This window comes from Streptomyces sp. NPDC029296 (assembly GCF_055569255.1).
Map to the genome: position 1 here is coordinate 55,914 of NZ_JBVHXT010000010.1, position 21,880 is coordinate 77,793.

A 21,880-nucleotide genomic window follows, 5' to 3' on the forward strand; every position below is an offset into this window, starting at 1 on the left:
CGACGGCCTTAGATCTCGAATGTCGGGCCGGCGTTCTTCCCTGAATGCCCTGCGAGTGGGTTGCGGACGAGTCGGTTCATGCTGTCGCGCATGCGGAACATCTCCCAGACCGCCTTGAGCAGAAGGTCGGGCTGACCGTTGTAGGCCAGATTGATGTTGTTCAGGAACGTGGCGTAGAACTGGTTGAACTCCTCGGCCGCCACCAGGATTTCCGGGTCTCTCGAGAGATCCGTCAGCTTGATGTCCTGCTTCACCGGATAGGCGGCATCCCAGTCGACGTGCAGAACCGGGCCGCGAGGATCGCCCGGCTCATCGCCCTTCTGGTAGTACCTCCCCTTCTCCAACTGTTGAAACCTGTAGTAGTGGGCGAGTTCTCCCTGGCTGTCGTAGATACCGCCGTACAGCCCTTCACCCTGCTCCGCGACGAGGGTGAGCGCCGCGACCGCGGTGTCGCGGCCGGTCACCACGATCACATCGCCGCCACCGGAGTAGAAGTACTCGGGAGTCACCTGGCGAGCGGGATCGCCGGTGAAAATCGTCTTCCCTGCCTGACGAGCTTGGTCCTCCAGGTGGTTGATGCCCCGGATGATCTCCTCGTAGAACTCACCGATGCTCGCGAAACGCTGGGTGGGATCTCCGGGGACGAGGCCGAAGATCGACCCGGACTCCTCGAGTTCCGCCAGCTTCTCCGGTGGCGGCGGCGCACCGTCGGACGTCAGCCCGACGGCCGCCCAGTCCACCGGTACGAACCTGTCTTTCTCGGTAGGTGCCTCCGGGGGTTTCTCGATCTTCAGGAATGTGTCGAGAGCCTCGCGCGAGAAGGGCCGGAGATGGACATCGAAGTAATCGGGACCACACGGCAGGCGCGTCGGATAATTCGGCACGAACCCCGGCTTGGTGAGGTCCGGAGTTCCGCCCACGGCGTTCAGGACATTCGCGACCAGGGTGAGGTGCAGCATCTCCTCGACGGCCACGACCCTGATGACATGCCGGGCATCCGAGTTCGTCCCCGGATGCAGCGAGTAGAGCGCGGTCAGGTAGGGCGGCAGCGTCGCATGCTCCAGCTGGAGCCCCTTGTAGAGGTAGTCGTACAGCTCCTCAATGGTCTTGATCCTGGGGTCCGGACCGGGCTCTGATTCTGGAACGGACATGTTCCCCCAATCGTGGGCGGTGGACGGTGGGCGGTGTCGCGCTCGACCCGCCGATCGGCGAGCTGTCTACCTGCCGACGGTGGCCGGCGCCTTCGCGGCACGCAGGTACTTGACGACGTGGGCCGCACTGCGGAAGGCGAGCGCCGCCATGGTCAGGCTGATGTTGGACGTCCCGATCGAAGGCATGCTGCCGGGCCCGACAAGGTAGAGGTTGTCGTGGTCCCACGAGCGCTGGGTGTGGTCGACCACGGAGTTCTTCGGGTCGATCCCCATGATGTGCGTACCCGCCAGGTGATTGCCGCCCACGATGTTGTACCACTGCCCCTCGTGCTCGACGGCGCTGTAGCGGTCCTTGTCGTACGTGGTCCAGTCCTCGGCACCGAGCTTCTCGAAGATGTCGGTCGAGAGCCTGCGGGCGAACGCGGCGCCCCGCATCGTGTACGGCGGGATCTTGAACGACACGACCGGCTTCAGGTTGCCGAGGGCATCCTTGTACCGCTCGTCCACGGTGACCGTGTTGCTCCTGTCGGGCAACAGGTCGATCATGAAGGCCAGCAGAAGCTGCCGGGAGATCCGGTTCCCGAGTGTCCTGCGCAAGTCCCGCCCGCGCAGGCCCTGCTTGTCCACGAGTTCGACCAGGTCCGTGTAGGGCGAGCCGGTCGCCCACCCCCAGCCCTCGTTGTGGATGTCCACGCCGAACCCGGCCTGGATTCTGCGGAATCGCCCGCCGCGCAGGTCGGTGATCCCGCCCGTGCAGACTGTGCCGCGCATCGTGCCGGCCGGCTTGGGCAGCAGACCCCAGGTCAGCAGGTACGCGTGGTCCATCAGGTTGCGGCCGATCAGCTTGCTGCGGCTCATGTCCTGCATGCCGGAGGCCAGCATGAGCCGGGCGTTCTCGATGGCGTGCGCGCAGAGGATGTACACGGCACCCTCCACCGTGTACTCCGTGTACTCCTCGGAGCCGAGCGACTCGTATTTCTTGAAGGTGATCCCGGCCACCCGCTGGTTGTGATCGCTGATCTCGACCTTGGACGCGACGGCTTGCGTCACGATCTTGACGTTTCCCTTGCTGAGCGCCTTGGCCAGCGTCTTTCCCGAGTGATATTTGGCCTGCACCGGGCAGATCGGGACGCAGTTGGTGTTGCCCTGACAGCGCTCGCCCACTTCCACCTGGCTCGTGCTCACCGCGCCGACCGGAACGAAGCCCTTGCCCCCGTCGTACGCGGCGTTCGGCACGCCGTTACGGGCCTGCGGAAAGCTCCGCACCTGGAGCGTGTATTCGTCGTCCCCCAGGTTGACCCGCATGCCGTCCACACCCCGGGCGACCACCTGGTCGAGATAGGACAGCGGCATGCGGTGCATCGGGAACACGTATCCCTTCGGGAAATGCATTCCCAGATACGCCTGGTCCTCTACTTCGGCGGCCACGCCCAGCTCGGCCTCGGCCTTGCGGTAGTAGGGTTCCAGGTCGTCATAGCTGAGCGGCCAGTTCAGGCCCTGGCCGTACTTGGTCCGCAGGTCGAAATCCTCGGGAAGCATGCGCAGCGCCTTCCCCTCCCAATGCATGGAGGTGCCGCCGAGGACCCGGGTGAAGGTGGTGTCCGTGCAGTACTTGTCCTCTTGCACAAGGTAGAAGTCGTCCCGGGGTGTGTTCGGATTCACCGGCATGGTGTCGGTGCTCCTGGGCATCCGGGCATTCGGGTTGAACGGGTACGGAGACTGGTTGTCCTTGACGACCGCGCCGTAGAACCGCGACAGGTACGACTCGTACTCGGCGACGTCCAGGTCCTTGCCGGGACCGGCTTCGAGAATCAGCACCCTGTAGCCTGCCTGGCCCAACTGCTCGGCGACGATGGAACCTGCCATGCCGCCACCGACGATGACGGCATCCCACACTTCTTGAGCAGCCTCCGCGGCGCTGGTCTGCGTCGCGGCACCGGCTGGAAAGATCACCTGCTCCGTACCGCCGTAAGACATCATTGACGCCCCTTGTCGCGTCTGGGGGTGACCCCACCCCGGTTATGGGCAGAACAGCCCGATGACAGATCCGGCCGGCCGTCAGAACGGATGGTGATCCGCTGACTATCGAAGGCCGCCCCTGCCACTGGCAATGAACAGCTGAGGGCTCCCCGTAATACCAGTGGGTCCCGCCGGCGGCTGCGGCCACTCGCCGCGTTGCCGAATCGTCCACGTACGACGCATACGAGGATCACCCTCCGCTTTGCGATTGACCACATGCGACGCCGCCCGCTGATCCACCGGGGATAGCGGGAAGGACCTCAGTACGAGGCTTGCACAGACGATGTCATCCCGCTCTGCCGCAGCGGGGATCTTGGCGGTGAATCCACCGTTCGGGTGTAATCAGTGAGCCTTTGCAGCGTTGCCTCTCGAGAGTGAGGACGGCCTTGGCGATGACGGTAATGCGCTCGGGGCTGATGCGTGACCTGCGGAAGATCCGCCAGGACTTCAGCCGCCCCCATTACCGCGTTCGACGGGAGTCCGGGCCCGGTCAGGCGTAGTAGGCGCTCAGCGCCGCGTTGGACGTGTCGCCGTCCATCTGCAGTAGTTTGGCGCGGCCGGTGAAGTAGTTGTGGACGGCCAGCGCGGCCGCCGCTCCCTCTCCCGCGGCCGTGGCGATGCGGCGCACGCCGCGGTACCGCACGTCTCCGGCGGCGAAGACCCCCGGCACGCTCGTGGCGTAGGACGGCACCTTCGGGCCAACGTCGGTACCCGTGACCACGTACCCATGGGTCAGCTGGACGCCGGTGCCCTCCAGCCATTTGGTGTCCGGGTCGGCGCCGATCAGCACGTAGACCGCGTTCACCGGCAGTTTCTCCACGGGCTTGTTGGCCGTCCGCAGCCGCACGTCGGTGAGCCGCCCCTTCGTGCCCACGTACTCGTCGATCTCAGTCTCCTCGCGGACCACGATGTTGGACTGCTTGATTCGGTCTTTCAGATGCTGCAGCATCACAGAGCCTTCGAGGGTGCCGCGGACGAGCAGGGTGACCTTGGTGGACTTCTCCGCGAACATCAGCGCGGCGCGACCCGCGGTGTCGCCGGCACCGACGACCACGATCGAGTCGTCCTTGGAGACCTGCCAGGCGTCCGCGGGCAGGGCCATGTAGTAGACGCCGCGACCCTCGTACTCCAGCTCGTGCTTCCCGCCCTGGCGGCGGGCGGCCACTCCGCAGGCCAACACCACGGCAGCAGCGCTCAGTGCGACCTGCCGGCCGTCGTCGTGTCGCGCTGTCACCCGCAGCCGCCTGAGCGGGGGCCGCCCGTCGCCGGCATCGCGGTCCTCCGGCGTCATCAGACTCTCGGCCCGGCAGGCGGGGAGCCACTCCACTCCCATGTTCAGCGCCTGGCGAAGTCCTCGCTGGGCCAGCTCACCGGCGGCGATGCCATCGGGGAAGCCGAAGTGGTTGTCGATGACGTTGACGGCGGTGCCGGCCGCGCCACCGGGCGCCTCGTTCTCGACGATCAGCACCTTGTGGCCGAACAGGCCGGCATGGTTGATCGCCGCGGTCAGCCCCGCCGGCCCGCCGCCGACCACAACCACGTCGTAGTCGGTGCCGCCGCTGTACCCGGTCAGGTGCAGTGCCTCGGCCAGGGTGATCAGCCGCGGGTTCTCCAGCTCTTTCCCATCGATCCGCACGATGACACCCGCTGGCGCCACGGGGACGTCGTCGACGGCGAACGGGACGTGGTTGAGCAGCAAGAAGCGGACCACGCGGTACACGGCGGCATCGCGGCGGTCGCCTTTGACCAGTACTTTCTGCTGATCCTCGGGGGCCGTGTCGTAGAGCATCCGTTCCAGCCGCGGCCACAGGTCGTCCTCGTCCGGACGGGCGGGCAGCACCTGGATGCCGTCCTGGCCCTCACCGCCGGCCCGGGCGCCGCGGTCGGACAGCAGCAGGCGCCCGGCCGGCGGAACAGCGCCGGTCTCCCGCAGCAGGTCCAGGCCCGATCCGTCGGGCAGGTCCTCCGCCGCCACCACGGCCGCGACACGCCGTCCGGCCGACGCGGCGCCCCCCAGTACCTGCTCGGCCTCACCACGTGTAGCCGCGCTCAGCACCTCGTAGGCATCGACGAAATAGCGCTCGATCCGTTCGGCCAGGTCCTGCGCCGACCAGCGGTCTGCGCCTGCCACCACAACGGTGGCGCGTCGGTCGGTGGTGCCGGGCATCACAGCTCCCTCATCATCGCGGTCGGGGCAGCGCAGCCCGCCGGTGCGGGCGCATATCGAGGACGGGCGACGGCGGGGTGCCAGGGCACTGCCACGCCGCCAGTGCGGCCACCAGAAGCGGGCGACCTCGACCCAAGATCACTGTCCGCGACACAACCGGCACGGAGGCGCGCGGATCCCCACCCGATCAGGGGACGGCGCACCGAGAGAGGCAACTGCTGCCCGGCCTCATCGGCGTCTTCACTGTGCTGTCGACGTCTCCACCGTGCGCGGTGTCTGTCTGGATACCTGGCCCTCGGCACGAACGTGGCCTTGCCGGAGAGTACACGGCAGGGCTGTACCGGTACCTGGATCGGCCTGGAGGAACGCAGGAACGCCGGGCCGGACCGCAGCTCTCCGCACCTTGATGCAGCCGGAGTGGGAAGCGCCTGAGCTGCATGGTGCTGGGTGGGGTTCCCCTGCTGGGACGGTGCTGGGATATCGGCGGAGGGTGAACCGTGGTTCTGGATCACTTTCCGTCCAGGGTTTCGGCCGTCACCGAGAAGGAAACCTGACTTGTCGTCACCTAGTGTCACCCCTGCTCATTCCCTACGGTGCTGGGATGCCCGTGGGGCCCCGTGCTGGCTGGCTGGTGAGGTGCGGCCCCATGGCGCCGGCTACTGAGCTTGTTGGTGTGATGTCGTCAAGGTGAGGCCAGTTTCGGCGAGGCATCCGTCGATGAGGTGCCGCGGTATTGGATCTGGCGGAGGCCATGCCGAAGAGTGCGCATCAGGTGGTCGGGGTCGGTGAAGGCGGTGTTGGCCTGGCTGCTGCGTCGTAGCAGTGACCAGAGGCCCTCGACCGGGTTGAGGCCGGGTGCACAGGCCAGCAGGAAGTAGCGGGTGATCCAGTCGTGAGTATCGATGAACGCTCTCAACCGGTCGTCCTTGTGACGTTCAGGTTGTCCCGGACGAGCACGATGGGGGCATCGAGCTGCTGATGGGCGGCGACGAGCAGGTCGCGGTAGTCCGTCCAGGTGGAACTGCGTCTGCCGCCCCGCTTGTGATCGACGTGCCGCTTGGGCCGGTAGATCAGGCGTGAGCGTTCGCCCGGCTTGTAGCAGGCCAGGGCCGCGATGGAGAAGCGGCGCCGGGAGCGTCCCCGCACCCGGATGAGGGGTGTGTGTCCGCGCCGGACGGTGGAGGCATCCTGTCCGGCCGCACCGCATCCACACGGACGTCGACGTGGCGCGGGTACCGCTGTTCGGCGAGGACGACGCCTCACCCTGTGTCTTCTCAGGGCCAGTTCGGCTCCGTGGTCGGGCCGTCCGCGCCTGGCCGCTGGCGTTCGATTCGCGAGAACACTCGAGAAGCAAGGCCCGGACCAGGCGTCCGGGCCTTCGCTGCTGGTGCGCAAGGGGCCGGCCCGGTCCGAGCACGGCACGCGCGATCCCCGGCGGGCCCGCTCGGTGCGCACCGGCCGCACGCCGGCCCTGGTGGCCGCCGGCACCGGCGGGGACGGAGCCCTATAGCACAGCAGGGACCCCGGCGACCATCCGGATGCGAACATTCCGCCCCCAGGAGCCGGTTACCGGTATGTTTGCGCCGGTATCCGCCCATGCCCCGGAGGCTCGCATGCGCACCGCATTCCGTACTGCCGTGACCGGCGTCGTCACCGTCGCCGCCCTCCTGACCTGCGGCTCCGCCGGGGCCACCCCGCCGGGGCCCGGCCTCACGTCCCGGCTCATCGCCCAGACCACCATCGACGGCACCGATTACATCCTGCGGGAGGCCACGATCCCGCCCGGTCAGGCCACCGGCTGGCACTACCACGACGGCCCGGTGCACGGCGTGGTGCGGCAGGGCACCCTCAGCCACTTCGATGCCACGTGCCGGTCGGACGGCGTGTACGGCCCCGGCGGGACGTTCCGGGAAGCGGTCGGCCCCGGCTACGTCCACATCGGCCGGAATCTGGGCGACACCCCGGTGGTCCTGGAGCTGCTGTACGTGCTGCCGCACGGCTCCCCGCTCTCCGAGGACGCCCCGAACCCGGGCTGCCCGTTCCAGTGACTCCCGCTCAGCCCTGACGGGCGCGGGGGGTGCCTCTATGTCTTTCGTCAAGCGAGGCGTGGGGTTCGGGGTTCGTAGAAGGTGCCGTCGCGGAGCATCGCGAACAGCACGTTGATCCGCTGGCGGGCCAGTCGGAGAAGCGCCTGGGTGCGGGGGCGAGGGCCCGGTCGGCGTGGGTGTTCATGCGCAGTTCGCTGCGGACGACCTCCAGGACGGTACGGTCCTCGCCGATCACGGAGGTGACGCGCTTAGGTCGATCCTCACTCATGCCCGCCAGCGGACCAGGACCCGCCGGTTCGTCCGGGTCCGACACGACCGTATGGCCGCAGCTGCGGCGCGGGGCGGCGCTGGAGTGCGTGCTCGCCGCCCACTCGGCCACGCCGCCTCATGTGCAAGGTGATCCGCTCACGCGCAACCGCCTACCGCCTACCGCCTACCGCCTACCGCCTACCGCCTACCGCGCGGAACTGGGACGGGAGGTGTAGAGCACGCTGTGGTAGCGGCCCTCCTCCTCCCGTCCCGACGGGTCACCGCCCAGGCTCCGCACCGCCTCGATCGCGTGCCCGCGCTCCCGCTCGTCTGTGAACCGGCGCTGTGGGTAGGTCCGGGACGCATCCGTCGTGGTGTGCAGCCCGTGTGCGGCCAGTGTCCGCGCGACAGGCTCGTACGACACGGTCCGCAGCACGAACGCGCTCACCCACACGGGTCGCCGGGCCCTGCCCAGCAGCGCGGCGAACGTCCGCTCGGTGATGTAGCTGCCGCCGCCCGTCAGTGTGATCAGCCCGACCTCGTCCAGGGCATCGCGCAGCTCGGAGCCGGGCGGCACCTGTTCCAGGTCGTCGGTGAAACCGGCGTCCAGCAGACCGGCTTCCTCGGCGTAGCGCACCGCCGGGGCGGCGATGTCCAGGCCGTACACCCGCAGCGCGTCCGGCCGGCGCCGCTCGGCGTAAAAGTCGCGGTCCCACGCGGCCAGCTCCGCAGACGTCATCCGGCGGGCGGTGTCGGACGTGTACCGGTCGTACAGCTCCGCGAGTGTCACCTCGTGGTTGAGCAGGGCCGCGTTGATGCCGTAGGAACAGCACAGGTCCAGCACCACCGGCCCGCCGGCCCGGCCGTCACCGTGTGCCGCCCGCTCCGCGGCCAGTCGCCGGAACACCGGCTGGGCATGGTGCGGGATCTCGTAGTCCAGTGGTGCGAGCCGCGTGAAATAGGCGCGCGGGTCCGGCTGAATGTACACGTCGTCGAACCGTGACTTGCCGTGCATCGCACCCCCGGAGCCCAACCCGCGCACACCGCACCCTTTCTCGCGCCACTTCCGTCGCCCCATCATGTCTCCCTCGCCGGCCCCATGGACATCCACGACGCGCGGCGGGGTGGCACAGGGCCGGCCCTGACCGCCTGACGCTGACGGGCACGGCCTGCCAGAGCGTCCACGATGGGCCTGGTGCGATCACAAGGTCAGTCGTCGAGCCCGTTTCAAACGGCCACTGCCGATGTCGCCGTTGCCCTTGTGGCGGTGCTGCCAGGTCGGCAGCCTGAGGGCGGGCGACGCGTGCGGATTCCCGATTCCGTGATGCGGCTGGGCGTGCGCGGCGTGAGCTCATTGAGGCTTTGCGCGGTTGTGCGCCTCATATAACCATTTGGGCGACTTTCGTCAGCCTGTGGGCGGGCACCTCCTGTCGTGGCGGAGAGTCCGTTCCGGCCGGGGCGCACTCCTGGACAGGCTTCTCGCGGGAGTCCAGCGCCGGCCCATCGCGTAGGAGGCAACCATGCCCACTGTCGAACTTGATGCCCTCATCGAAGAGCTGGAGGAGCAGATCAGCGAGATGGAGCAGTCCGCACCGGACGCGGAGACCGTCCCCTCGCTCCTCTGCCTGACCATCGTCGGCTGCTGACGACGGTGCATAGCGAGCTGCCCGGCGCCTTGAGGAGGGAGGTCAGGCATGCGGTCACTTCCCTCGCAGGGTGCCGCGGCGGCTCGGCATGAACAGCGCACCCGAAATGCCCCGCGCCCTGCCGCGGAGCACTCACACACGAAAGGACTCCGGTGCAGCTTCCCCTGCCACGGCGCGCCCGGCTGGCGGCAACCGCTGCGGCCGCCGCCGTTCTCACCCTGCCCCCGAACACCGCGTGGGCCGACGTCCCCGGGTCGATCCCCGCTGACAACCCCCAGCACTTCATCAACTTCGACTTCGCCGTCCCGGGGAACTTCAGCACCTACACCTACACGGTCAAGGTCGGCACCCCCCTGACCACCGACTACATCTACTACGCGCACTACATGTACGCGAAGAAGAACGGCGAAGGCTTCTACTCGGGCATCCAGCCGCACCCCAACGGCAAGGCAGGCGTCCGCTTCTCCTTCTTCGGCGCCGGTGCCACCCCGCTGCGCTCCAACTGCCACAAGGGCGCCGACGACGAAGACGGTGTCACCTGCGGCATCGACAATCTGAAATACGTGACGGGCCGGAAGTACACCATCACCGCCAAGAAGACGCACACCACGTCCGGGCCCATCTACACCGGCACGGTCAAGGACCTCGCGACGGGGAAAGTACGCACGATCGGAGCCTGGCGCCTCCCGAAGAACTTCGCCGGCTTCAAGAACTCGGCCAACGCGTTCATCGAGAAGTTCGACGGCATCCGCACCTGCGCGGACATCCCCGCGGTGACCGTCTCCTACACCAGCGTGAAAGCCGACGGACAAGCACTCAAGTTCCGGGCGTACCGGCACAAGGCCACGAAAGAGCCGGGCAAAGACATCTACACCTGCGCCAACGTGTCGGACTACACGGTCACCACCCCCGCCCCCGGGAGCTACACCGTCCGCTCACACCTCGCACGCCACTGACCTGACGGGCAGCCGCTCCTCCCCGGCACACAGGACGAAGGGCCCACGCTTCGGCGCGGGCCCTTCGTACCCCGGCGGACGGTCCGTCAGCGCATCCCTGCGAAGCTGCGGAAGCAGTCGTCGGTGAAGGTGGGATCGTGCTGGTTTTCGATCATGTGGGCGCGATACCGGTCGATGTCCAGGCGCGCTGCGAGCAGGGTGTCCTCGTAGGCTGGGGTGAACTCCGCACGTAGGCGCAGGGCGTACTTGGTCAGGGCGGCCTCCACCTGTTCGGTGTCGTCGAGTGGGCCGTCGAGCTGTTCGACGAGCATGTCGCTTTGGGTGAAGGCGTCGGTGATGCCTCGCGCGTTGATGGGGTCCTTGGTGTGCGCGGCGTCACCGACCAGTGCCCACCCCGGCCCGTGGGGTTGGCGGAAGAAATTGGGTTGGTCCGCGCAGCAGTAGAGGCGGTCCTCCTGCCGGGCTCCGGCGAGTTGTTGGTCCAGCTCCGGGGAGGACCGCCGCAGCATCTGCCGGTAAGCCCGTTGCCGGTCTCCGTCGATGTCGGCGGACAGGGTGCGGGTGAACGCCACGGCGATGAGCGTGGCCTCGTCCTGGGTGGGGACACAGGCCGTGCCCACTCCCTGCTGGCTATAGGTCCGCAGGCCCTGGTCGGGGAGTGCGCTCCAGTAGGTGTAGTAGGTGCGGGAGAGCCGGGGGTCTTGGCGCAGATACGGTGCGCGGGCGAGGCGGGCCACGGTGGAGTTGCGGCCGTCGGCGCCGATGACCAGGTGGGCTCGTTCCGATGCGGTGGGGCCGTGCCGGGTGCCGTGACGGACACCGGTGACCCTTCCGTTCTCCCACCGCAGGTCCACGACGTTGGTGCGGGGACGGAACTCGGCGCCGCTGTCGACGGCGGCTTGTACCAGGAGGTGGTCCAAGGCGTAGCGGCGGGGGGCGCAGCCTCCGGTGATCGGTCCCAGGGTGGGCGCGGGTCCGGTGAGGCGGGCGCCGGGGAGGGTGAGGGAGACGCGGGTCAGTGAGGGAGCGCCCGTGGCGAGTACGTCGTCCAGCAGGCCCCACCGGTGGAGTAGGGCGAGTCCGGGCTGGTGGATGTACTGGGTGGACAGGGTGTCGCTGGGGAAGTCGGCGCGGTCCAGTAGCAGGACTTTGTGGCCGGCGCGGGCCAGGAGTCGAGCGGTGGCCGCCCCGGCGCAGCGTGCGCCTACGACGATGGCGTCGTACATCTCGGTCTCCCTCGGGACGCGTGGTGTCGTGGGGCAGGCCCGGGACGTGTCCCGGGCCTGCTGGGCTGTCGTCTGCGGTCAGCGCTTCTCCCCGCCGCCACCGCAAATGCATTGGCAGATGCGGGGGCGGACGGTCTCGGTCTTTCCGGGGGTGCCGACCGGGACGACCTTGATCTCGCCGACGGGAAGGGAGTCGAGGTCGTTGATGATCTTCTCCATGGTGATGCTCCTCTAGTGTGGGTGTGGTGCACGGTCGGGGCGGTGCCCCGTCCGCTCCGGTCGGCGTGTGAGCACCGACCCGCTTGGGTGGGGGCGGCCGATGAGCAGGAAGCTCAGCGACTGCCAGGGGGTGCCGGCCAGGCCGAGGGCCGTGTCCGTGGCCGGGTTGGTGGCCTCGGAGTGGATGCGGGCGGCCAGTCCGAGGGCGGCTGCGGCCAGGGAGGCCCGGTGGACGCGCATGCCGGTCTCGGTCTGCAGCAGGCGGTATGCCGTATCGCCGTGCGTCGCCGCGTGGAGGAGTGGGGCGCCGATGGGGATGAGGGCGGCTGCGGCGTCGCGCAGTGCGTGGACCGTGGGCGGCGTCAGCGGGTCGGTGTCCAGGTCGTCCTGGCCCGTGCCGGTGATCAGCCGCCGGTCGGGGTTGTAGTGGTAGAGGCCCGGGTTGACGCCGGTGATGTTGCGGGCGAAGAGACACATGTCCGTCATCGCAGGGCCGTCGGGGAGGGCGGCGGTGAGGATGCGGGCCAGGTCCTGCACCGTGAGGGGGTGCGCCTGGTAGCCGTGGAGCGGGGAGGACCGGTGGGCGATGCCCTGGTCGAGGTCCGGGGGAGAGACGCTGGGCAGGCGGAACACGCGACCGGTGGGTGGGGGCGGCTGCTCCTGGAGGACGGGCGGCCGGGTGGCGGACCGTGGTTTCCTGCCGGCCGCGTGCAGCGCGGCGAGGTGGGGCAACAGTTCGGTGACGGGGGTGGGGGCCTGGGCGGGGCGCGCCGCCGGCCGGTCGAGCTGCGGTGGTGTTCCGGGGACGGGGCGGGTGGCGGTGCGGAGAGCGATGACGGCCAGTGCGCTTTCGGCTTCCGGGTCCAGGTCCAGCAGGGTGTCGGTGCGTTCGCCGTCGAACTCCAGGTGGACCGAGGCGCTCAGGTGCAGCCTCCTGGCCAGGACGAGAGCCTGGGCGCACAGCGCACCGACTTCCTGGCACTGCAGTCGGTAGGAGAAGTCGCGGTACTTGAATCCGTTGCGCCAGAAGACCGCTGTCAGCACCAGCACCGCCTCCGCGTCGGCTTCGGGCAGCAGCGGCTTGCGGTGGTCGCCGTCGCGGAGGGTTTCCAGGGTGTGGTGGATGGTGTCGTAGTGGTGCAGTGCGGTGTCGTCGGCGAGGTACGCCTCGATCGGGTACAGGGCTCCGCCCGAGGGCACGGGTCGGGTGACCCGGACGAGCGCGGACCCGGGCGCGGCGTTCGGTGTCATGTGGTCGCGGTACTGCCAGTCCAGCCGGGTCAGGCCCAGCAGGTGGTACAGCACCTCCCCCTTCCAGGCGTTGCGGCCTGCCTGGGGCAGTCGCGTGCGCGTGGTGTGGGGGTAGTGCTTGTAGCGGGGTGGGGCCGTACTCCAGTCGGCCAGCGTCGCCAGCGGATCACGGACGGCGGCGAGGAAGCGCCGGGTGGCCTCACCTTCGGCACTACGCATGGGGCTGATGTCCTTGGGGCCGGGTGCGGGCGGGGGCGCGGTCATGGGAACGGGTGGGGGTAGGGGTTGAGCTCGTCGATGCGCAGGTCGCAATCGCGGTGGCCGAGCAGGCGGGGAACGGACAGCAGCCGGGGCAGGCCGTCGGTGCGGCGGTAGCGGTGGCCGAACGTCATGGATGCGGTGCCGGGCACGATGACCTTGGCAGCGGTGAAGCCGCCCGCCCGCAGTTCGGGACTGGTGGTGTCGACTGTGATCACGTCCAGGCCGGTGGCGAGGTAGCGGTCGATCAGCTCGGCCAGGTCGTCCGCGAGGTCGAGGTGGCGCGGCCAGGGCTCGACGAGCTCGCCCAGGGGGCGGCCGGGCGCGTCGACGGGCAGGAAGTCCAACCGCGACCAGGCGCCGGGGTGGGCGTAGAGCGTGGCGTGGTCCTCCATCCGCCGCACCTGGTCGCCGTCGTTGAGCAGCCGTCCCGCTTCCTCCAGATCGGCCGGATGGCCGAGCGAGGCCAAGAGTTCCACGAAGGCCCCGCGCAGCGCCTGCTCCGGGTCCAGGTGGGCGCCCGCCCCGCACAGCGCGTGCGTGCGCCCCGGGCCGCCCTCGCGGTCCAGCGCCAGGACCCAGAAGGCCGGTACGCGTTGCTCCATCGGCATCGCGAAGGCCATCAGCTCGTAGCCGGTGCGGTGCCGGACCTGGGCCGCGGTCATCGGGATCCATCGGTCGGCGACGGAACCGAGGTCCACCTTCGGTGCGGCCAGCCGGGCGTACCAGGTGAGGAGGAAGGCGTCGCGTTCGGCCACCTCCAGCAGGCCGTAGAGCACGGCTTCGGTCAGGCATCCGCCCACGGCGGCGCCGTTGGAGCACTCGTAGACCCAGCCCGGGTCATCGCGTGTGGCGGTGCCGGAGTAGGCGTAGGTGGAGGGCACGAGAACGGGCCGCTCGGTCCGGAAGGAATAGCCCCAGACCCAGTCCGCCTCCTGCCGGGAGTCGAAGGGGCGGAAGCGGAACCCCGGCTCGTCGTAGCGGTCATCGGGATACAGGCCGAGCGTGCGCGGGTCCAGGGCATCTTGGGCGATGTCGGCGTAGCGGGCTCGCACCGTGCCTTGGCCGTGAGGGTGAGTGCTGGTGTGGCGTTCGAGCGCCTCGGTGATCGCGGTCAGGCGGGCCGAGCGCACGTCGCGGGCGCGACCGTAGCCGTGACGGCTGTCGTCGCCGCTGCCGGGGTGACCGCGCCAGGCCACCGCCCACGGCACCGCACCCCCCTCCCCCACCGCCACGGCACTGAACAACCCGGTCTCGGCGTCCACGTACACCTCATGCAGGCTGTCCTTGAGGGCGCGGACGCGGTACCGGTTCGGGTCCGGCTTGGGCGCCGTCTCGATCCGCACCTTCGCGGGGCGCGCTTGCGGCGGCGTCCCGCAGTCGGGGCACAGCGGGTCGGCCAGCACCCGGTGGCGGATGACGGTGCCGGTGGTGAGCGACACGCGCAGCAGGGCACCCGAAGTGCGGGCGAACCCGGACTGCAGTTCGTGGCTCACCAGGGCGGCGGCCAGGGCCCCCACCACCGGGAGCAGGCCTGCCACGCCCCCGTTCGGTCGGGGACTCTTGCGCAGTTCCCGCAGCGCCTCGGCGTGGGGGTGGTTGGCCTCACGGCGCCGACTCACACAGGTCGGGCATCCGGCTTCGCCTGCCCGTACGACCGGGCCGACGAGTAACCAGCCGGGTTCCGCCCGCACCGGCAGCCAGGAACCCCGGTGCGCACGGACGCGGGCGTACAGCTCGGGGGCGTCGGTATCGGTGGCCACCACCCGCACGCCCGCGGGTACGTCCGTCCCGTGCAGCGCGGTGTACAGGGGGCCGGAGCCGAGCAGTCCGTCAGCCACCGTCCACCGCCACGTGCACGGTGAAGGGCAGCAACCGGACGACCTCCGGGTCGCATGCCAGTGGTCGCACGCGTGGTACGCGGCCCGCCCGGGCGAGTGCCGCGGTCATCTCCTTGGCGAAGGCTTCGGCGCTCTCGGGGTCGGTGCAGTCCTCGCCGGCCCAGCGCGCGGGGACGTCGGCGTAGTCGGACTGCCGCTCGGTGCGCGACTGCCAGGCCAGCAGGGCGCGCTCCAGCGCGGAGCGCATCGCGGCCACCGGAGTCGACGCACACGCGGGCGCCGCCCCGGCCACGGCGTAGGCGGGAACGCCGAGCACCCCGCCCATGTCGTGGAGTCGCACCCGCTCGCCTGCGGTTTCCAGCAGCTCGACCAGGTGCGCGACCTGGGCGTCGGGCAGCGGGGTGACCGTCGGGAACTTCGCCACACTCACCTGGCGCAACACCGCTTCGCACTGCTGCGCCAGTCCCGCAGCGACCGCTTGGGGCCACGACAGCCCGGCTGCCACACCGACAGGAGCCACATAGGGGGAGCACGCCGATCCGGCAGCGGCCAGCGCCTGGTAGCTCGACAGCGCCGCCAGAACAGTGCGCAGCCGGGCGCTGCCGCGGTCACCGCCCCACCCGATCACCGACGCGGTCGGCGACCCTGCGGGCAGAGCTCCGAGCGGGTCAGACACGGTCGCCCGGCACACCGCCCACGGCATCTGCGCCAGGTCCTGCTCATCGAGCAGCCCGAGCACACCGGTACGCGCGTCCACGTAGTCGGCCACGCGCTCCAGCAGGTCCTCGGCCGCGACCGGCTCACACGCGGCGACATCGGACAGCGAGGGCCCGGGACCGGCAGCCCACGCGCAGGGCTGGACCAGGTGGCTGCGGGTGTCCAGGGTGCGCAGGTCCACGCGTGCCAATTCCTGTCGCGCCGGAGCCGGGGCCATGCCGGTGAGGCGCTCGAAGCACGACAGCGCCACGCGGGCGGCCAGCACGTCGGGCACCGCCCCGCTCAGCCACTCCCCTTCCCCGCTCGGCCGGCGCACCGGCCTCCCCAGCCCGCCCAGCCGCCGCCAGTACGACACGGCGTCGAACGTGCCGACCCGGCTCACCCATGCCTCGTCGTCGCGCACCCACACCTGCCCCAGAGCGATCCGGTGCCGGGCGCACCGAGCGGCCAGGTCGAGCAGCGCGTCGTCGCGCTCGCCGTCGTGGACCTGAAGTACCACATCGGTCTCGTCCCAGATCCGTGTCTGGTCCACATCGCGAGGATCACCGCTGAATACCTTCTGGTCCCCGTCGCGGCGGGCCTCCGCGAGCACGGTGGCCGGGTCGGTGGGCACCTCACCGACATCGATCACCCGGACAGTGCGCCACCCGCTGTTCAGCCCCGCCCGCAGCAGGGCGGTCAGCACGGGCCCTGACCCCGCCAGCAGGATCCGGGCTTCGCGCACCCGCTCGAAACGCCGCTCCGCGGAGGTGAAGCCGTAGCGGATGAAAGCGATCTCCGGCGCGTACGTCTTCCTCTCCTCCAGGCTCAGCCCGTGAGGTTCCTCGTCACCCGCGTCCACCACGAAGCGGTGTTCCATCAGCGCTGCCACCAGGCCCGCTACCATGTCCCGGCGTTCCGGGGACAGCGAGCGCGTCAACTCCTCCAGCGTGTGCTCGCCGGTGAGCAGCGGAGCCAACCGGGACAACCACGCGTAGGCGTGCTCCCCCGTCAGCGTGCAAGCGCCGTGGTCGCCCTGGACGTACACGGCACCGCCACAGTCCACGTACTGCACGTTCCCCAACAGTCGCGGCTTCATGACACCTTCGCCCCCGACGTGTGCGCGTTCCACTGCACGAAGCCTCCAGGGAGTATGACCAAGTCGGCGAAACCAGACTGACCAGCAAACAATTGGTCACACCGCGCGATCACCCTACTTCAATGAGTGACATCCCGACGTGGGGCCGAACGGGTGACGATGTGATCGCTTGCATCGCCGCTTCCGCCAGGCCGTGGCCGCCTTCGCCGACGACCTGCGCGCCGGCCGCACCTTCCGCCCGGGGTTACGGATCAAGAGTGTGCGCCGCGTGCCCGGGGCCTACGAGCTGACGTGGAGCGGTGGTGGGCGGGCCACCTGGTGCTACGGCCGGAAAAGGTGCGCGGCGCGCAGCACATCGTCTGGCGGCGTATCGGAGGTCATGGCATCATCGCCCAGCCGTGAGCCAAGGCACTGTGAGGGCGTCGGTCCCCGATGTCGTGGACCGCGTCGCCGGGTTCAGGCGCTGCGCGGTCGGCTGCCCGCCGTCTTCTCGGCCCCGGTCTGCCTGGTCGGCTGCTTCTTCGCGGCCGTTCTCCTCTTCGGCTGCGGCGGCTCGTGCACGTCGGCCGGGCGGGCGTCGTCGCGGGCGGCCTTGACCTTGGACACCGACTCCCGCAGGGCGACCATCAGATCCAGCACCTGGGCCGGCCACTCCGGCTCCTCCACCACGGGCAGGGACTCCTCCTCCCGTTTCGCCTCGATGATCCGGGCGAGCGCCTCGGTGCAGCGGTGAACGCAGGCCCCTCCAAGGCGTCGACGGTCATGGCGTCCATGAGGGCGAGGGCGCCGGCGATCTCCTCCTCCGGCACTTCCGTGGACGGGGGCAGGAGCTCGGTGGGGACGCGGATCTCGTCGGGCCAGTGCAGGGCGTGCAGGACCAGGACGTCGTCGCGCACCCGCAACAGACCCAGGCGCTCACAGCCGGACCAGGTCTATTCCGCGACAGCCACCCTCGCCGAGCGGGACAGATCCTTCACCAGCAGCTTGTACGGCTTGGCCGCGACCTGGCCGGCGGGCTGGAGGTAGTAGCCCCCGGCGATCCGGATCGGGTCGACCGACTCCAGCGGCAGGAGAGGCCGGCCCAGGACGGCGCCGGGCGAGGGAGCAGTCAGGCAGGCGGACGGCCGGTGACGGCCGGCAAAGTCGTTGTCCTGATCCGGCGGTAGGTCCTGAAGCCGTACGCGGTCAGTCCTGCCCAGATGACACTGCTGACCAGAGGCCACCACAGATCCCGCCCTCCCTCACCCCGGGCGACCCATGTTCTGACTAGCCGTCAGCGAACTCGGCAAAGAGTCAGCATGAGTACGCCTGAACATGGCTACACATGACGACAGGTGCACATCAGCCCATGCTCGCCATACCGCGTTGACCTGCGCTAATGCTGGTAACAAGCGGACCTGGCAGATTAGGAGCCGAGCCGTGTTCTACAACCTCCTCAAGTACGTGCTGCTGGGCCCGCTGCTCAGACTGGTCTTCCGGCCCCGGATCGAGGGGTTGGAGCATGTGCCCGGGTCGGGTCCGGCGATCATCGCGGGCAATCATCTGTCGTTCTGCGACCACTTCCTGATGCCGGCGGTACTGAAACGTCGCATCACCTTCCTCGCCAAGGCCGAGTACTTCACCGGTCCGGGGCTGAAGGGCCGGCTGACCGCGTTCTTCTTCCGCGGCGCCGGGCAGATCCCGGTGGACCGCTCCGGGAAGGAGGCGGGACGGGCGGCGATCCGCGAGGGCCTCGGGGTGCTGCGCCGGGGCGAATTGCTCGGCATCTACCCGGAGGGCACGCGGTCGCACGACGGCCGGCTGTACAAGGGCAAGGTCGGGGTCGCCGTGATGGCGCTGACGGCGGGGGTGCCGGTGGTGCCCTGCGCGATGATCGGCACCTTCGAGGCCCAGCCGCCCGGCCGGGCCCTGCCGAGGATCCGCCCGGTGACCATCCGCTTCGGCGAGCCCCTGGACTTCTCCCGGCACGCCGGAAGGGAAGGGGAGAAGGCGGTGCTGCGGGCGGTCACCGACGAGATCGTCCACGCGATCCTGGCCCTGTCCGGGCAGGAGTACGTCGACGAGTACGCGGCCGACGTCAAGGAGCGGCAGGTCGTGCGGGAGCGGGGGGTTCCCCGGGCCCCGCTCGGCTGACTCTGCCGTCGGCAGAAGGCCCGCCCCGCCACCGGCGGGCGTGCGTAGGCTCGCCGGCATGAGGAGAGCTGTGGTGATCGGGGCGGCCGGGCAGATCGGCCGTCCGGTGGTGGACGCGCTGTCCCGGGACGGCTGGGCGGTGACGGCGGCCTCGCGCGGCGGGGGCCGGGACGCGGGCTGGGACGAGGGGGTGCGCACGGCCCGGCTGGACCGCTCCCACGGTGACGCCCTGGCCGCGCTGGTGGGCGACGGCTGCGAGCTGCTGGTCGACGTGGTCGCCTACGACGCCGGGCACGCCCGGCAGCTGACGTCCCTCGCGGACCGGATCGGCTCGGCGGTGGTGATCTCCAGCGTGGCCGTGTACGAGGACGGTGCCGGGCGGGGTTTCGACACCCAGGCCGAGCCGGACGGCTTCCCGGCGTACCCGGTGCCGATCCCCGAGACCCAGCCGACGGTCGCGCCGGGCGAGGCCACCTACAGCACCCGCAAGGTGGCGATGGAACAAGAACTCCTGGGCGCGGGCGAGAGGTTGCCGGTCACCGTGCTGCGGGCGGGCGCGGTGCACGGGCCGCACAGTCCGCTGCCGCGCGAGCTGTACTTCGTCAAGCGGAACCTGGACGGGCGCGGGCGGCGGGTGCTGGCGTACCGGGGTGAGAGCCGGTTCCATCCGTCGAGCACCCGCACGCTGGCCGAGCTGGTGCGGCTGGCGGCGGCCCGGCCGGGCTCCCGGGTGCTCAACGCCTGTGACGAGCAGGCGCCGACGGCCGCCGGGATCGGCGCGGCGGTCGACGCGGTGATGGGGGTGGAGACCCGGACGGTGTGCCTGGACGGCCCGCCGGTGGGCTCGGTGGGGCGGACGCCGTGGTCGGTGCCGCTGCCGGTGGTGTGCGACATGTCCGCCGCCGGGCGGGAACTGGGCTACCGGCCGGTGGTGTCGTACGCGCGGAGCCTGCCGCAGACCGTGGACTGGCTGGCCGGGAGCCTGCGCGGACGGGACTGGCGGGAGGCGTTCCCGCTGCTGGCGCGGGTGTACCCGGACCTGTTCGACTACGCGGCGGAGGACGCCTGGCACGCGGCGTAGGCCAGGGGCGGCCGCGAGCTCCGGCCGCCCCTGGTCCGCGTGGTGCCGCGGTTACGGCTTGGGCGTGGCGTGCGGGGCGCAGGTCACGTCCTTGCCGTCCAGCGCGCCCTTGAGCAGGTAGGCGTCGACGCGCTGGTTGACGCACGGGTTGACCAGGCCGGTCACGCCGTGGGAGCCCGCGTTCTTCTCGGTGATCAGACGGGAGCCCTTGAAGCGCTTGTGCAGCTCGACGGCGCCGCCGTACGGGGTGGCGGCGTCCCGGGTGGACTGCACGATCAGGACCTTCGGCAGACCCTTGTGGGTCTTGACCTCGACCGGGGTGTGCTGCTTGGTCGGCCAGGTGGCGCACGGCAGGTTCATCCAGGCGTTGGACCAGGTCAGGAAGGGGTAGTCCCGGTGGAGCCGGGTGTTGTCCCGGTTCCACTTCTGCCAGCTGGTGGGCCACTTGGCGTCGGCGCACTCGACGGCCGTGTAGACGGCGTTGCCGTTCTCGGAGGCGATGTTGCCCGTGGTGTCCGACAGGTCGGGGGCGGCGGCGTCGACCAGCGCCTGGGTGTCACCGGCGACGTACTTGCCGAAGACCGTGGCGACCGGCACCCACGAGGAGTCGTAGTACGGCGCGCTCTGGAAGAAGGAGATCAGCTCGGCGGGGCCGACGACGCCGCCGATCGGGTGCTTCTTCGCGCTGGCGCGCAGCTCGAGCCACTTGGCCTGGACGGCGGCGCGGGTGGTGCCGAGGTGGAAGGCGGCGTCGTTGGCGGCGACCCAGTCCTGCCAGTCCTTCCAGCGGCCCTCGAAGGCGACGTCCTGGTCCAGGTTGGCCTGGTACCAGATCTTCTCGCGGGAGGGGTCGACCACGCTGTCCACGACCATGCGGCGCAGATGGCCCGGGAAGAGGGTGCCGTAGACGGCGCCGAGGTAGGTGCCGTAGGAGACGCCGAGGTAGTTGAGCTTCTTCTCGCCGAGCGCGGCGCGGATGACGTCCAGGTCGCGGGCGGTGTTGGGGGTGGTCATGTGCGGCAGCATCGCGCCGCTGCGCTCGGCGCAGCCCTCCGCGTACGCGCGGGCCAGCTTGCGCTGCGCGGTCTTGTCGGCCTCGCTGTCCGGCACCGGGTCCGGCTTGGGCGCCTTGACGTACTCCTGCGGGTCGGCGCAGGAGATGGGCGTGGAGTGGCCGACGCCGCGCGGGTCGAAACCGACGAAGTCGTAGGCCTTGGCGACGTTCGCCCAGATGGCGTTGTGGGTGGTGACGCGGCGCGGGAAGCGCAGACCGGAACCGCCGGGGCCGCCGGGGTTGTAGACGAGGGCGCCCTGGCGCTCCTTCTTGGTGCCGGTGTTGCCGACGCGGTCCACGGCGAGCTTGATCTGCTTGCCGTGGGGATGGGCGTAGTCGAGCGGCACGCTGACCCAGCCGCACTGGATCGGCTTCTCCAGCCCCCAGTCGGCCGGGCAGTCCTGCCACTTGACGCCCGCCTTGGCGGCCCGGGCGGCGGCTGTCTCGGCGCCCTTGGCCTCCCGGTCCGGCGCGGGCCGGGAGGCGGCCCCGGCGACGGGCGCCGACACGGCGCCGGCGATCAGGGTGGCGGTGACGAGTACTCCGGCGGAACCGAGCGCCAGCAGGCGGCTCTTCGGTCTGGTGTCCCTCACGTGGGCCCCTCCCCCTACCTTGATGCGAGTTGGTCAGACGGGGATCCTCTCGGCTGGGAGGCCGCCGCGGACAGGGTTTGCCGGGCATCTTTACCAATCCGATAACCGGATGATCATGTCCCGTTGAGCGAAGCGTCGGGTCATCGGCCCGGGTCGTGCGTCCTTCGTCCGCAGGCGACGTCGTGGCTGGTCG

General features: G+C 70.0%; 17 protein-coding genes and 3 pseudogenes. 5 read left to right on the plus strand and 15 right to left on the minus strand.

Annotated elements, in window-relative coordinates; genetic code table 11:
* Nucleotides 1–8 precede the first annotated feature (8 nt).
* The 5 genes and pseudogenes from ACZ4W9_RS11115 to ACZ4W9_RS11135 all read right to left on the minus strand — a co-directional run.
* Entirely contained in the window at nucleotides 9–1,151 is a 1,143-nt protein-coding gene (locus tag ACZ4W9_RS11115; protein ID WP_467934776.1) for a ferritin-like domain-containing protein, read from the minus strand.
* Nucleotides 1,152–1,217: 66 nt separating this feature from the next.
* Nucleotides 1,218–3,131: a GMC family oxidoreductase gene (locus ACZ4W9_RS11120; RefSeq protein WP_467934777.1), complete on the minus strand. Its 1,914-nt coding sequence runs from the start codon at nucleotides 3,129–3,131 to the stop codon at nucleotides 1,218–1,220.
* Nucleotides 3,132–3,528: 397 nt separating this feature from the next.
* A pseudogene (locus tag ACZ4W9_RS11125) lies at nucleotides 3,529–3,656 on the minus strand (IS5/IS1182 family transposase); the annotation flags it as partial.
* A gap of 4 nt (nucleotides 3,657–3,660) precedes the next feature.
* Nucleotides 3,661–5,337, minus strand: coding sequence for an NAD(P)/FAD-dependent oxidoreductase (locus tag ACZ4W9_RS11130; protein WP_467934779.1), 1,677 nt, complete (start codon nucleotides 5,335–5,337; stop codon nucleotides 3,661–3,663).
* Between the two features lie 656 nt (nucleotides 5,338–5,993).
* A pseudogene (locus tag ACZ4W9_RS11135) lies at nucleotides 5,994–6,510 on the minus strand (transposase); the annotation flags it as partial.
* A 440-nt stretch (nucleotides 6,511–6,950) separates the two neighbouring features.
* Between ACZ4W9_RS11135 and ACZ4W9_RS11140 the strand changes: the two are divergent.
* Nucleotides 6,951–7,385 carry a cupin domain-containing protein gene (locus ACZ4W9_RS11140; RefSeq protein ID WP_467934780.1) on the plus strand — a complete coding sequence of 145 codons (435 nt, stop codon included), beginning with the start codon at nucleotides 6,951–6,953 and terminating at the stop codon, nucleotides 7,383–7,385.
* 154 nt (nucleotides 7,386–7,539) lie between these two features.
* On the opposite strand, the pseudogene ACZ4W9_RS11145 reads toward ACZ4W9_RS11140, so the two are convergent.
* Nucleotides 7,540–7,635: pseudogene (locus ACZ4W9_RS11145) on the minus strand (peroxiredoxin); the annotation flags it as partial.
* A gap of 204 nt (nucleotides 7,636–7,839) precedes the next feature.
* Nucleotides 7,840–8,649, minus strand: a complete 810-nt coding sequence (locus ACZ4W9_RS11150; RefSeq protein ID WP_467934781.1) for a hypothetical protein — start codon at nucleotides 8,647–8,649, stop codon at nucleotides 7,840–7,842.
* 505 nt (nucleotides 8,650–9,154) lie between these two features.
* Between ACZ4W9_RS11150 and ACZ4W9_RS11155 the strand changes: the two genes are divergently transcribed.
* Nucleotides 9,155–9,280 (plus strand): hypothetical protein, encoded by a 126-nt coding sequence (locus ACZ4W9_RS11155; RefSeq protein WP_467934783.1) that lies wholly within the window; start codon nucleotides 9,155–9,157, stop codon nucleotides 9,278–9,280.
* Between the two features lie 152 nt (nucleotides 9,281–9,432).
* Nucleotides 9,433–10,236, plus strand: a complete 804-nt coding sequence (locus ACZ4W9_RS11160; protein ID WP_467934784.1) for a DUF3472 domain-containing protein — start codon at nucleotides 9,433–9,435, stop codon at nucleotides 10,234–10,236.
* 86 nt (nucleotides 10,237–10,322) lie between these two features.
* On the opposite strand, the gene ACZ4W9_RS11165 is transcribed toward ACZ4W9_RS11160, so the two are convergent.
* The 7 genes from ACZ4W9_RS11165 to ACZ4W9_RS11195 all read right to left on the minus strand — a co-directional run bounded on the left by ACZ4W9_RS11165 (nucleotide 10,323) and on the right by ACZ4W9_RS11195 (nucleotide 18,052).
* Nucleotides 10,323–11,462 carry an NAD(P)/FAD-dependent oxidoreductase gene (locus tag ACZ4W9_RS11165; protein ID WP_467934785.1) on the minus strand — a complete coding sequence of 380 codons (1,140 nt, stop codon included), beginning with the start codon at nucleotides 11,460–11,462 and terminating at the stop codon, nucleotides 10,323–10,325.
* Nucleotides 11,463–11,540: 78 nt separating this feature from the next.
* Nucleotides 11,541–11,681 carry a hypothetical protein gene (locus tag ACZ4W9_RS11170; protein ID WP_467934786.1) on the minus strand — a complete coding sequence of 47 codons (141 nt, stop codon included), beginning with the start codon at nucleotides 11,679–11,681 and terminating at the stop codon, nucleotides 11,541–11,543.
* Between the two features lie 12 nt (nucleotides 11,682–11,693).
* Nucleotides 11,694–13,151: a nitroreductase family protein gene (locus ACZ4W9_RS11175; protein WP_467934788.1), complete on the minus strand. Its 1,458-nt coding sequence runs from the start codon at nucleotides 13,149–13,151 to the stop codon at nucleotides 11,694–11,696.
* Between the two features lie 41 nt (nucleotides 13,152–13,192).
* Nucleotides 13,193–15,031 (minus strand): TOMM precursor leader peptide-binding protein, encoded by a 1,839-nt coding sequence (locus tag ACZ4W9_RS11180; RefSeq protein WP_467934789.1) that lies wholly within the window; start codon nucleotides 15,029–15,031, stop codon nucleotides 13,193–13,195.
* A complete protein-coding gene (locus ACZ4W9_RS11185; RefSeq protein ID WP_467934790.1) occupies nucleotides 15,024–16,826 on the minus strand; it encodes a hypothetical protein in 1,803 nt (600 codons plus the stop codon). Before ACZ4W9_RS11185 ends, ACZ4W9_RS11180 begins: the two co-directional genes overlap by 8 nt.
* 456 nt (nucleotides 16,827–17,282) lie before the next feature.
* Nucleotides 17,283–17,495, minus strand: coding sequence for a hypothetical protein (locus tag ACZ4W9_RS11190; RefSeq protein WP_467934792.1), 213 nt, complete (start codon nucleotides 17,493–17,495; stop codon nucleotides 17,283–17,285).
* Between the two features lie 263 nt (nucleotides 17,496–17,758).
* A complete protein-coding gene (locus ACZ4W9_RS11195) occupies nucleotides 17,759–18,052 on the minus strand; it encodes a hypothetical protein (RefSeq protein ID WP_467934793.1) in 294 nt (97 codons plus the stop codon).
* A 193-nt stretch (nucleotides 18,053–18,245) separates the two neighbouring features.
* Between ACZ4W9_RS11195 and ACZ4W9_RS11200 the strand changes: the two genes are divergently transcribed.
* On the plus strand, nucleotides 18,246–18,959 hold the full coding sequence (locus ACZ4W9_RS11200; RefSeq protein ID WP_467934794.1) for a lysophospholipid acyltransferase family protein: 714 nt from the start codon (nucleotides 18,246–18,248) through the stop codon (nucleotides 18,957–18,959).
* Nucleotides 18,960–19,017: 58 nt separating this feature from the next.
* Nucleotides 19,018–20,040, plus strand: a complete 1,023-nt coding sequence (locus tag ACZ4W9_RS11205; RefSeq protein WP_467934796.1) for an NAD-dependent epimerase/dehydratase family protein — start codon at nucleotides 19,018–19,020, stop codon at nucleotides 20,038–20,040.
* Between the two features lie 51 nt (nucleotides 20,041–20,091).
* Here ACZ4W9_RS11205 and ACZ4W9_RS11210 read toward each other — a convergent pair whose 3' ends face one another.
* On the minus strand, nucleotides 20,092–21,687 hold the full coding sequence (locus ACZ4W9_RS11210) for an alpha/beta hydrolase (RefSeq protein ID WP_467934797.1): 1,596 nt from the start codon (nucleotides 21,685–21,687) through the stop codon (nucleotides 20,092–20,094).
* Nucleotides 21,688–21,880 lie beyond the last annotated feature (193 nt).